This is a genomic window from Nostoc sp. MG11, assembly GCF_014904695.1.
In the GTDB taxonomy this organism is placed as follows: Bacteria; Cyanobacteriota; Cyanobacteriia; order Cyanobacteriales; family Nostocaceae; genus Komarekiella.
Window position 1 is genome coordinate 17,220 of sequence record NZ_JACXXN010000017.1, and the last position, 11,924, is coordinate 29,143.

The window sequence follows — 11,924 nt, forward strand, 5'->3', positions numbered from 1 at the left end:
ATACTTGCCAAAACAACTGGGAAACTCTGTCTACTCCCTGCTTCTTATCAAGTCACGCCATACCGCCAACAGATTTTAAAACAAGCAGGATTACCCAAAGCCTTTTAATGGGGTAAGAGTTCCTAGATCGCTAGTATTAGATGTTAAAGGCGATCGCTTCCATAATTAGTAGCATAGCTGAAGGTATAAAACTTATTCCTGTCTAAGCAAAACCTTAACTACTAGAATTTTGCTTATTCTCAGGAAACTTACACTTCACCTCAATTTCAAAATTACTCTCCGCCGAACCTTCGGTCACGAAGGGGATACCAGTTTTTCCGCCTATCTTCAAACCAAACTTCAGAGTCACCTCTTCGACTTCAGCTGCACCTAAATTTTTAAAAGCGCCAATGGCATATTTGGTATAAGCTCGAATTTGATGATGAACTTCCTCAATCTTGACAAATGCCTCTTCCCGCCAGCCGTAGGATTCTTTATCTTCATCAACTTCTGGTGTAACTACTTCTGGAACACTTGGCGTTTCCTTTGACTCGAACAGAATTGTATAGATTTCCCCGTCTTCTTCAAAGACTAAACGTTCTATGTTCGACATCAAGCCCTCAGATTTTAGGTGTATTTACGTTATCTTATTCTGTAACAGACAACTCAAATGTGTATAGATGGCTCGTTACGCGCTTGTTGTTGGCATTACAGATTATACAAATCAGCTTCCCAACCTCAGTAAACCAGCTACGGATGCAGAAGCGGTAGAACGGGTACTAAAAGCGTATGGTAATTTTGAGGATATCACTGTTCTCAAAGGGAAAGTTAGTACAACTAGGTTGGCTGAAGCTTTAAAAACACTTTTGCTACAACAAGCAGTTAAAAACGAAGCACTAATTTACTTTACAGGTCATGGTATCCCCGTATCTAGCTCCTTGGGAAGACCACAAGCATATTTGGCAACTTCTGATTTGACAATTTTTACAGAAGACAAAAAAATTGTTGGACAAAAAGGCGGAATTAGCCTTGCTGAACTGAACGAACTAATCAAAGATTCCGACTTGAGTAGTCTAGTAGTACTGTTAGATTGCTGTCATAGCGGTGAATTTTTAGAACGCAATCTCATCGAAAAAACCCTCACTGCCTTTATTTCACAGCGCGATTACTACTTTATTGCTGCTTGCAGAAGTTTTCAGCAAGCTTACGCAAAGAAAAGTGAGCAACATAGTATTTTTACAACTGCTTTGCTTGCAGGTTTATCAGCAGAGAAAGCTAATAAGCATGGACAGGTGACAAGCGCTGATCTCTTCGGTAATATTAGCGCCGAACTAAAAGGAAGTGGTCAACAACCAATTCAAATGGGTTGGGGAAGTTCAATTACTTTAGTTACCTACAACCATCAAAGACAAGCTAAAATCTTTGAAGTAAAAGAAGAATGTCCTTACCAAGGTTTAAAAGCGTTTGAAGCGGAACAAAAACAGTTTTTCTTTGGACGCCAAGAGATTGTAAAGAAAATTTTGAGCAAACTGGCACAAAAGCCCTTTGTGCCCATTATTGGCGCTTCAGGGAGTGGTAAATCTTCTGTAGTTCAAGCGGGCTTGATTCCAGAATTAGCTTATAGTGGGTGGCAAATTTTACCGCCAATCAAGCCAGGATTTCAGCCTTTGCAGGAATTGAGAGGAGTTCTAAAAAAATTTTTTCTAGGGGCGAGAAACGAAAAATTGCTTTGGGAGTTGATTACTAAAGAAGCAAATCCTTTACCTGAAATTCTGGAGCATCTCACAGGTGCAGACAAATTTTTATTGGTAGTAGATCAGTTTGAGGAACTATTTACTGTTGCTGCTACTAAAGACAAGCAGAGATTTATTGAATTGCTGACTCAGGTAGTAGAGATGACCGATTCGCGGTTGAAAGTTGTGATTACCATGCGATCGGATTTTCTCGAACCATGTTTAGACTATCCGTCTTTAAATAAATTGATTGAAAATCAGCTTGTTTTGATGCCGCGTATAACTGGAGTTGATTTAAAAGAGACAATCACCGAACCTGCTAAACTTCAAGGTCATAGTGTTGAAGAAAGACTAGTACTGAAAATTTTAGAAGATGTTGGTAAAGAACCGGGATACTTGCCGTTAATGGAGTTTGCTTTAACTAGACTCTGGGAAAAACGCGACCAGCAAAAGCATCAACTTACCCTAGAACAGTATGAAAACTTCCAAGGATTGACAGGGGCGCTGAATTTTCATGCAGAAAATGTTTATCTCTACGAAGATTATCAGCAGGATTCCCCAACTCAAGAACGAAATAAACAAGAGAAAGACTGGATTGGGCAAATTTTCCTACGATTACTGCGAACGGGAGAGGGAGAAAAGGATACGCGACAGCGCCAACCAAAAACTGAACTGTTAGCCATTGCTGGTAATGACCAAAAACAGAAGGAAGCATTAAGAGAATTGCTAGATGAAGGATTGGTAAAGGGACGTTTGCTGGTAGCTGGGAAAGATGAACAAGGAAAAGCGTGGATTGATTTAGCCCATGAAGCCTTAATTGAGGGTTGGGAGAGGTTCGCTCAATGGCGACAACAAAACCGAGATTTGCGGCGGTTGAGTGATAGGTTAGCAGATGCTTTACGCGAGTGGTTGAATAAAGGGGAGAATGAAAAATACTTAATCCAGGGGGGATTGCTGGCAGAAGTGCGGGAAAATTGGAGTAAGTTAGAGTTTTTATCATCACCTCAAGCCAAAAATTTTTATCAACTTAGTAATGCTTATGAACAGCACCAGATTGCCACATTAGAAAAGGCACTCACTGAATCCCGGTTGCGAGAGAAAGCCGCCAGGGTAGAGAATTTATTGACAGTCCAACCCCTAGATAGTCTAGTTTTGGCAATTCAAGCTATGGGTGAGAATCTGGAGAAATTACCCCAGCAAATTCTTGCGCCAGTTCAGAACAGTTTGAATCGGGTAATGAATAAAGCAAGAGTCTCCATTTCCTTCCGTGGTCATAAGCGTGATGTCAACTCTATCGCCATCAGTGCAGATGGGCAGATGATTGTCAGTGGCGGTGGTGATGGCACAGTGCGGTTGTGGAACCACCAAGGTCTTCCTTTAGCTGAACCATTCCCTGGTCATGAGGGTTATGTCTATTCTGTTGCCATCAGCGCCGATGGACAGACGATTATCAGTGGCGGTGAAGACGGCACAGTGCGGTTGTGGAACCGCCAAGGTCTTCCCTTAGCTGAACCATTGCGTGGTCATGAGGGTTGGGTCTATTCTGTCGCCATCAGCGCCGATGGGCAGACGATTGTCAGTGGCGGTGAAGACGGCACGGTGCGGTTGTGGAACCACCAAGGTCTTCCCTTAGTTGAACCATTGCTTGGTCATAAGGGTTATGTCTGGTCTGTCGCCATTAGCCAAGATGGGCAGACGATTGTCAGTGGCGGTAGATACGGCACAGCGCGGTTGTGGAACCGCCAAGGTCTTCTCTTAGCCGAACCTTTGCGTGGTCATGAGGGTAATGTCAGGTCTGTCGCCATCAGCGCCGATGGGCAAACGATTGTCAGTGGCGGTGAAGACAGCACGGTGCGGTTGTGGAATCTGCAAGGTCTTCCCTTAGCTGAACCATTGCGTGGTCATAAGGGGAATGTCTATTCCGTCGCCATTAGCCAAGATGGGCAGACGACTGTCAGTGGCGGTGAAGACGGCACAGTGCGGTTATGGAATCTGCAAGGTCTTCCCTTAGCTGAACCATTGCGTGGTCATGAGAGTCGTGTCTATTCTGTCGCCATTAGCGGCGATGGGCAGACGATTGCCAGTCGCGGTAAAGACGCCACAGTGCGGTTGTGGAACCACCAAGGTCTTGCCTTCACTGAACCATTGTGTGGTCATGAGGGTAATGTCTATTCTGTCGCCATTAGCGGCGATGGGCAGACGATTGTCAGTGGCGGTGGTGATGGCACAGTGCGGTTGTGGAACCATCAAGGTCTTGCCTTCGCTGAACCATTGTATGGTCATGAGGGTAATGTCTATTCTGTCGCCATCAGCGCCGATGGACAGACGATTATCAGTGGCGGTGAAGACGGCACAGTGCGGTTGTGGAATCGCCAAGGTCTTTCCTTAGCTGAACCATTACTCGGTCATGAAGGTGGTGTCTTGTCTGTTGCCATCAGCGGCGATGGACAGACAATCGTCAGTGGCGGTGAAGACGGCACAGTGCGGTTGTGGAACCGCCAAGGTCTTCTCTTCGCTGAACCATTGCCTGGTCATGAGGGTTGGGTCTATTCTGTCGCCATTAGCCAAGATGGGCAGACAATTGTCAGTAGCGGTGATGACGGTAGAGTGTGGTTGTGGAACTACCAAGGTCTTCCCTTAGTTGAACTTTTGCGTGGTCATGAAGGTGATATATTGTCTGTCGCCATTAGCGGCGATGGGCAGACGATTGTCAGTGGCGGTGGTGATGGCACAGTGCGGTTGTGGAACCATCAAGGTCTTGCCTTCGCTGAACCATTGTGTGGTCATGAGGGTAATGTCTATTCTGTCGCCATCAGCGCCGATGGACAGACGATTATCAGTGGCGGTGAAGACGGCACAGTGCGGTTGTGGAATCGCCAAGGTCTTTCCTTAGCTGAACCATTGCGTGGTCATGAGCATTATGTCAGGTCTGTGGCCATCAGCGCTGATGGGCAGACCATTGTCAGTGGCGGTGAAGACGGCACAGTGCGGTTGTGGCGCGGTGGTTGGCGTGCATGGTTGCAAGTCTGTTGCGACAGGTTGCGTTACCATCCTATCTTCATTAATCCACAAACAAAGGAAACAAAAGCCGCTTGCGAAGTCTGCCGTAAATATGTTTGGAGCCAAGAAGAAGCTAAAAGCGAGGATTAATGAGAAGAGAACAGGAGAAATAAACCTCTAATATCATGTTCGGTTAAAGACTTATCATTAAGACCGCAGGGGAGCAGAGGGCAGGGAGCAGGGGGGAGGGTTTTTAAACTTGATGCATAGATCCAGGAATTACAACTAATTAACCGAACTTGATATAATCTCCAATGTTGAGACTTAGAACTCCACTTTTCATGCTCAGAACTCGGAACTTCGTGCTCAGAACTCGGAACTTTGTGTTCAGAACTCCATTTTTCATGTTCGGAACTCGGAACTTCATGCTCAGAACTCGGAACTTCGTGCTCAGAACTCGGAACTTCGTGCTCAGAACTCGGAACTTTGTGTTCAGAACTCCATTTTTCATGTTCGGAACTCGGAACTTCATGCTCAGAACTGCAATATTTTAGATCCAAGGGTCAATTATTGTGAATAAAGGGCAATTATTTAAGAGTCAACCACAATTAATATCAAGTTCGGGTCAACCCCAAAATTAAATCTTGTCATCAACTACCTAAAACTTACTCGTAATACGTCCACATCCGAATTATTTTGACTACTTGTTCGGATTCGATGACTTCATATACCAACCGATGCTGTATGTTTATCTTGCGAGAATACGCACCTGATAAATCACCAACCAGCTTTTCATCAGGTGGAGAATTTTGAAAAGGATTCTTTTTAAGAACTACAAGCAACTCCTCAGCTTTTTCCTTTAAATTACTAGAAGCTAACTTCTTGGCATCTTTTTGCGCTTGTTTTGTGTAAACTAACCTCCAACTCACTTCTTCAGAATTTGGAAGTGGCTCTCCATTACTGCCCTGACTCACCAATCCAATTCCTCATCGCATTCTTGGATCGGAGTTGCTAGTCCTTCTTTAATAGATTCTCGCATTCCAGGTATCGATAACAAATAAAGAGTCTCCTGAATTGCAGACCAGTCTTTTTGGGCAAGCAGAATTGCATTACCACGATCGCCCTGAATGATCACAGGCTTACCCTACTCTGCAACTTGGTCTATCAGCTCTTGTAAATTATTTTGAGCGTCATTGACGGGAAGCAAAGACATCATGCTTTTTTAGCTCACGATAACTTTACTTTAGTTTATCTACGAACTTATGCAAGCAAGTAAGGAGCGCATCTACGCTTACCCTGAGAACTCGGATGTTCTAAACTGGAACTACGTTGTAAGCACTCGATGATGGCACAAATCATATTTAAGGTTGAAGCATTTTGGGATTCAGACACAGAAGTTTGGGTAGCAACTAGTGATGACGTACCTGGATTAGTAACAGAAGCTTCTACGATTGAGGTTCTGACACAAAAACTGCGAGAAATAATTCCAGAACTGATCATTCTCAACAGAATTGTCCCTCCTGACTATGTAGGTTCTATCACCTTTGAGTTAACCAGCCATCGACAAGAGTTGATAGAGGTGGCTTCATAGATGGGTGCGTCGTTTACTCCTGAGTTGAAAAAGATGCTTTCAGAAGTTGGGTGCTACTTTGAACGGCAAGGCAAAGGAGATCATGAAATCTGGTACAGTCCAATCACAGATCGTCGGTTTGTTGTAGACGGAACCATCAAGTCACGCCATACCGCCAACGGAGTTTTGAAACAAGCTGGATTACCCAAAGCCTTTTAATGGGATAGCAAGTAGGAAGTCTCTAGCTCTGAACAGCAACATCCAAGATTCAATAATTAATTAAGCTAGCTTTGATTGACAGTATCCCTTAAAATCAATTCCGTATAGTCCGAGTCATTCAAGGCTAAATATGAAACTTATCCAGAAGGGATGCAGCGTAGTTTTACAGGTATTGGCGACAGTCACTTTCGCTACTCCTGTACTTGCCGAAATCGTCAATATTAACCTGCTGCAACTCAATGATATTTACGAAATTACTCCTGTGGAAGGGGGAAGTCGTGGCGGTTTGGCGCGTGTCGCTACCCTACGACAACAACTTTACAAGGAAAATCCTCGCACCTATACTGTTGTAGCTGGGGATTTCTTTAGCCCTTCGGCTTTAGGAACTGCCAAAATTAACGGTACACCTTTAGCAGGTCAGCAGATGGTAGCTGTGATGAATGCTTTGGGGGTTGACTATGCGACTTTTGGCAATCATGAATTTGATCTATCGGAGAACTTATTTTACCAACGATTGCAAGAATCCCGCTTTCGTTGGGTTTCCAGTAATGTATCAAATAGTAAGGGACAGCCTTTCACAGGAGTTCCTAGATCGCTAGTATTAAATGTTAAAGGCGATCGCGGTGCTTTAGTCAGGGTAGGGTTAATTGGTGTCACTCTTGATAGCAATCAGCCTCAATACGTCAGTTACACCGATCCGATTGAAACAGCTAAACAGCAGGTTCAGGCGCTCAAGGGTAAAGTTGATATCGTAGTTGCTATTACCCATCTATCAATTGAAGATGATCACAAATTAGCGGAAACTGTACCAGAAATTGATATCATTCTCGGTGGACACGAACACGAAAATATCCAACAATGGCGGGGTCAAGATTTTACACCAATTTTTAAAGCAGATGCTAATGCCCGTACAGTATACGTCCACAATTTAAGCTACGACACTACAAAGCGTAGCCTTCAGATTAACTCTCGTCTAGTACCGATTACCGAAAAAATTCCCGACGAACCCAAGACTGCAAAGATAGTCAAGGAATGGCTTGAAAGAGGTTATCAGGGATTTCGCGCCAATGGTTTTGAGCCGGAGCAAGAAGTTGCAAAAATGCCAGTTGCTCTAGATGGTTTAGAATCTAGCGTCCGCAACAAATCTACAAAGATGACAGAGTTAATTGCTGAAGCGATGTTGAAAGAAGTACAAAATGCAGATTTAGCCATATTTAATGGCGGTTCAATTCGGATTGATGATGTAATTCCACCAGGCCCGATTACCCAGTACGATGTAATTCGCATACTGCCTTTTGGAGGTAAAATTGCGGCGATAGACATTAATGGGGCGTTGTTGAAAAGGGTTTTAGATCAAGGACAAGCTAATAAAGGCTCTGGTGGCTATCTGCAAACAGCCAAAGTTACCCAAGAAACGAGTTCAGGAAATTGGTTAATTAACGGTCAAATTCTTAACCTCAAAAAAACTTACAAAGTCGCTATTAATGATTTCTTAATCAGTGGTAAAGAAAAAGGATTAGATTTCTTAAATCTTCAACAACCGGGGATTAAGCTGATTGCTGAAAAACGAGATATTCGTTTTGCTGTGATTGACCAGTTAAAGAACCAAGCAACTGCTATTCAGATTGTGAAATAATCTATCATATCTAAAATATGTTTGGGGCGCATAGGGGCACAACAATGTTGTATCCCTACTCTAGTTTGGTTAAGAAAAGTGACATTTTGATGATCTTCGACCTCGTAGCTACAGTCTTGAATGTCAAGCGATCGCTCTTATATTTTGAATTACATAGCGGAGGCATAAACTTTGCTCAAAATTATATCAGTAGATATTGAAGAATATAAATCTCATATAGGTGAATTGTTTTTGGAGTATTTGAATGAGACTAATTTAATATTTAGCCGGGAATTGAATATTGATTTTGATGTTAATACATTTTTAGAGCAATACATGACTCAACTTCATCAATTTGTACCGCCGACAGGACGCTTGCTTTTAGGGCAATATGAGGAACAAATAGCTGGCTGCGCTTGCTTGCGAAAGATTGGTGAAGATGTTGGTGAAATCAAAAGGATGTATGTAAAATCAGAATTTCGGAGAAAAGGAATAGGTCGAGCATTATTAGAAGCTATTACAAATGAAGCTTCTTTGATTGGTTACTCAAAGATTCGTTTAGACAGCGCTCCATTTGCAAAGGAAGCCCAAGCACTTTATCGTGTATTTGGCTTTCAAAATATCGAACCGTATTTAGAAAAACAAGAGATTCCTTTAGAATATCGAGCCAACTGGATTTTTATGGAATTGATACTGAAATCATGAATATTCGTAGTGAAACTTTATTAGATTATCCAGCAATAGCTGAGGTAAATACATTAGCCTTTGGACAGGAAAATGAAGCTAAACTTGTGGAGGAAATTCGTCATTCTGACCGTTATATTTCAGAATTATCATTGATTGCAGAGGTTGCAGGTATTGTAGTAGGTCACATTCTTTTCAGTTACATCGATTTAGTGAGTGAAGAAACTTTACAGGTACTTGGTTTAGCACCTCTGGCTGTTTCTCCACAGTTTCAAAGGCGGGGAATTGGTAGCAAATTGGTAGAAGCAGGGTTAGAAAGAGCAAATCCAAGAGGAGAAGCGATGGTAATTGTACTTGGTCATCCTTATTTCTATCCTCGCTTTGGCTTCAAACCATCAGTTGATTATCAAGTCGAGTCTCCCTTTCCGGTTCCAGAGGATGTATTTATGGTTAAACCGCTAAAAAACTATCAGGAAAAGTATAAGGGTAAAGTTGTTTATCCACCAGCTTTTGCTGGAGTTTAACACTAAGCCATTCAAATTTTACTAGCAATTATAATACTTTTACTGAAACTACACCACGCGCTTCTAACACAGATGCAACACTTAAAATTAACGCTTCATTATCCGGCGCTGCTATCAATTGCACACCCAAAGGTAAAGTATTTTGTTGCTGAATTGGCACTGATAAAACGGGTAAGCCAATAAAAGATAATGGCTGAGTAAACAACCCTAAATGCGGACGAACAAGAATTTCTTCACCGTCTACAATCATCGTTTGTTGGCCAATGAGTGGTGCTGAAATTGGTGTAGTTGGTGCGAGGATTACATCGACATTTTGAAAGACTTCGCGGACGCGATCGCGATACCATCTTCTAAAGCGTTGTGCTTGCAAATACCAACTACTAGGGATTAACGCCCCAGCCAAAAAGCGATCGCGTGTAGCTGGATCAAAATCCTGGGGACGTAAGCGCAACTTGTCTAAATGCAGATTTGCTCCCTCGCTAGCTGTAATCACAAACGCCGCTGCACGGGCGCGATGTGCTTCTGGTATTGTTATATACTCAGTTACATCCAAAGCCTCTGCTACCTTTTGCACTGCTGCTAATGCTTCGGGTTCTGCACCTTTGGTAAAATAATCATCAGCGATCGCAATTCTAATATCAGAGATATCTTGATGTAGAGACGTTACATGTAACGTCTCTACAGGCAGACGTTTTGTACAAATTGGATCGCGATCGTCTTCTCCTTGAAGCACATCAAAAGCTGTAGCGATATCCTGTACCGAACGAGCAAAAGGCCCAATGTGGTCAAAACTACTAGAAAATAAAGCTACCCCAGCACGCGACAACCGCCCGTAAGTCGGTTTAAAACCAAAAACGCCACACAAAGCAGCCGGAACACGAATAGATCCATTAGTGTCAGAACCCAGCGTTAGCGGAACCAACCCAGCAGCCACCGCCGCCGCTGAACCACCCGATGACCCCCCAGCGACTCGCTGTAAATCATGGGGATTATGAGTAGCACCGTAATGGGAATTTTCCGTCACAAACCCATAGGCGTACTCATCCATATTTAAAGCGCCAACCAATACAGCGCCAGATCGTTTCAGCTTGGCTATTGCTGTTGCATCTTGGGTAGCTGCTGGGTTTTCTGCATTAATTTTCGACCCCGCTAGAGTTATTAAACCAGTAATATCGAAGAGATTCTTCACGGCAAAAGGTACACCAGCCAACACCCCAGGGTTATTACCTTGGGCAATTTCCCTGTCAATTCGTGCTGCATCCACCAAAGCCGCCTCAGCAGTTACAGCCGTAAAACAATTCAGTTCATCATCCCGCGCTGCTATTCGCGCTAACGCAGATTTAATAACTTCCACCGCGCTAACTTTACCTTCCCGCACAGCAGCAGCTATAGATACAGCATCATTCATGGTTCAAATACTGATGCAGCTTCGATTTCCTCTGTTAGCGGAAAAGAGTTTACTAATTGTGCGATCGCTCTTATTCTCTCAAAGTTTGCCACCACCCCATCCCGATACTCATCTCTAATCTGCAAATCCATCAACAATGCCATTTGATCAACATACTCACCCACATTAAATCCTCTACTCTCCATCTCTCCTCCTCTGCGTTCTCTGTCTTGAAAAGTTCAGATCGCCGGAAGCCGGCGCTCCGACTTTTCGCTGTGCCTCTGCGGTTCGTTATTCCAAATCTATAACTTCTTGCGGCAACTCAAACAAACCAGCTTCACCAGGTTCAAAATCGATAACCTGGAACACAGCATCAATATTTAACTCACCATAAATATGAGGAAATAATTCACCTATCTCAGCTTCTTCATAACGAATTTCCGGTTGCACTTTATCCGAGTCAATAAAAAGCAATACTAAATCTTTTTGGTTAAGAAAAAAGGTATTTGCAACTTTAACTATTTGGTCAGCTTTTGAACAGTGGATAAAGCCTTCAGAGTCCAGCGTATCACCGCGATATATGGCGATGTTTTTTGCTTGTTCCCATTGTTGGCGTTGGGTGATGTGGAAGATAGTGTTCATGTTGCTTGTATCATTTATTTCTTTAATTTCAAGGTAATTCTGTTTCAATAAATTCATCTGGATAAAATTCAAGACATAAATTATTTACCTTATTGCTATTAGGGTATATGGATATCCGAATTTCCAACTTTCCTTTCTGCCAGCTTTTTCCACCAATTTTAAGAACTTGACAATCTTTAATAGCATTTATTTTCACTTCATTAAATGGGATAGATTCGTCACCAGTAGAGATAGTGCCAAACAAGCTACCAACTGAACTATCAGTAATTTGAGTTTTGTATGTGCAAATTTTCTGACGCCATTTATTTATAATTTCTCGTATAACTAACTCTCTTAGTCTACTTATTTTAAAAGTATCTTTCTCAAAAAGAACTACATCATCACAGTCAAGTGAAAAGAATTTATTATTCATAATAATACTGGAAACTACTTAGGCTGGGTAATATCCACTTGATATTTTAAACTCATCCCAAGCTTATTACGCAATTTTAGTGACATCAAGATAGTGAAAATACTGAGATATAAATACAAATTAAAAATTTGAGAATTTATTAAGCGATCACCTAACAAA

12 protein-coding genes and 1 pseudogene are annotated in these 11,924 nt (G+C 42.5%); 6 read left to right on the forward strand and 7 right to left on the reverse strand.

Going from position 1 to position 11,924, the window contains the following annotated elements; all coding sequences use genetic code 11:
* Positions 1-214: 214 nt before the first annotated feature.
* Positions 215-592, reverse strand: coding sequence for a CU044_2847 family protein (locus tag HCR01_RS21880; RefSeq protein WP_193198176.1), 378 nt, complete (start codon positions 590-592; stop codon positions 215-217).
* A gap of 67 nt (positions 593-659) precedes the next feature.
* On the opposite strand from HCR01_RS21880, the gene HCR01_RS21885 reads away from it, so the two are divergent.
* Positions 660-4,862 (forward strand): caspase family protein, encoded by a 4,203-nt coding sequence (locus tag HCR01_RS21885; RefSeq protein ID WP_193198177.1) that lies wholly within the window; start codon positions 660-662, stop codon positions 4,860-4,862.
* Positions 4,863-5,377: 515 nt separating this feature from the next.
* Here the strand turns inward: HCR01_RS21885 and HCR01_RS21890 are convergent.
* Both HCR01_RS21890 and HCR01_RS21895 read right to left on the reverse strand, forming a co-directional pair.
* The gene (locus HCR01_RS21890; RefSeq protein ID WP_320073154.1) at positions 5,378-5,686 is read right to left on the reverse strand and encodes a Txe/YoeB family addiction module toxin; all 309 of its coding nucleotides are present in this window, start codon (positions 5,684-5,686) and stop codon (positions 5,378-5,380) included.
* Positions 5,683-5,925, reverse strand: a pseudogene (locus HCR01_RS21895) (type II toxin-antitoxin system Phd/YefM family antitoxin). Before HCR01_RS21895 ends, HCR01_RS21890 begins: the two are co-directional and overlap by 4 nt.
* 132 nt (positions 5,926-6,057) lie before the next feature.
* Between HCR01_RS21895 and HCR01_RS21900 the strand changes: the two are divergent.
* The 5 genes from HCR01_RS21900 (at position 6,058) to HCR01_RS21920 (ending at position 9,324) form a co-directional block, all read left to right on the forward strand.
* Positions 6,058-6,303 carry a DUF1902 domain-containing protein gene (locus HCR01_RS21900; protein ID WP_193198301.1) on the forward strand — a complete coding sequence of 82 codons (246 nt, stop codon included), beginning with the start codon at positions 6,058-6,060 and terminating at the stop codon, positions 6,301-6,303.
* Positions 6,304-6,501 carry a type II toxin-antitoxin system HicA family toxin gene (locus HCR01_RS21905; protein ID WP_104908881.1) on the forward strand — a complete coding sequence of 66 codons (198 nt, stop codon included), beginning with the start codon at positions 6,304-6,306 and terminating at the stop codon, positions 6,499-6,501.
* 130 nt (positions 6,502-6,631) lie between these two features.
* The gene (locus HCR01_RS21910) at positions 6,632-8,137 is read left to right on the forward strand and encodes a bifunctional metallophosphatase/5'-nucleotidase (RefSeq protein WP_193198178.1); all 1,506 of its coding nucleotides are present in this window, start codon (positions 6,632-6,634) and stop codon (positions 8,135-8,137) included.
* Between the two features lie 171 nt (positions 8,138-8,308).
* The gene (locus HCR01_RS21915; protein ID WP_193198179.1) at positions 8,309-8,821 is read left to right on the forward strand and encodes a GNAT family N-acetyltransferase; all 513 of its coding nucleotides are present in this window, start codon (positions 8,309-8,311) and stop codon (positions 8,819-8,821) included.
* Positions 8,818-9,324, forward strand: coding sequence for a GNAT family N-acetyltransferase (locus HCR01_RS21920; protein ID WP_193198180.1), 507 nt, complete (start codon positions 8,818-8,820; stop codon positions 9,322-9,324). The genes HCR01_RS21915 and HCR01_RS21920 overlap by 4 nt, the downstream gene beginning before the upstream one ends.
* Before the next feature lie 28 nt (positions 9,325-9,352).
* Here the strand turns inward: HCR01_RS21920 and HCR01_RS21925 are convergent, their stop codons facing one another.
* The 4 genes from HCR01_RS21925 to HCR01_RS21940 form a co-directional block, all read right to left on the reverse strand.
* Complete coding sequence (locus tag HCR01_RS21925) at positions 9,353-10,732, reverse strand: AtzE family amidohydrolase (protein ID WP_193198181.1); 1,380 nt, start codon at positions 10,730-10,732, stop codon at positions 9,353-9,355.
* Positions 10,729-10,917: a DUF4089 domain-containing protein gene (locus tag HCR01_RS21930; RefSeq protein WP_193198182.1), complete on the reverse strand. Its 189-nt coding sequence runs from the start codon at positions 10,915-10,917 to the stop codon at positions 10,729-10,731. Before HCR01_RS21930 ends, HCR01_RS21925 begins: the two co-directional genes overlap by 4 nt.
* Before the next feature lie 85 nt (positions 10,918-11,002).
* Positions 11,003-11,353, reverse strand: a complete 351-nt coding sequence (locus HCR01_RS21935; RefSeq protein WP_193198184.1) for a DUF952 domain-containing protein — start codon at positions 11,351-11,353, stop codon at positions 11,003-11,005.
* 28 nt (positions 11,354-11,381) lie between these two features.
* Positions 11,382-11,765, reverse strand: coding sequence for a KGK domain-containing protein (locus HCR01_RS21940; RefSeq protein ID WP_193198185.1), 384 nt, complete (start codon positions 11,763-11,765; stop codon positions 11,382-11,384).
* Between the last annotated feature and the right edge of the window lie 159 nt (positions 11,766-11,924).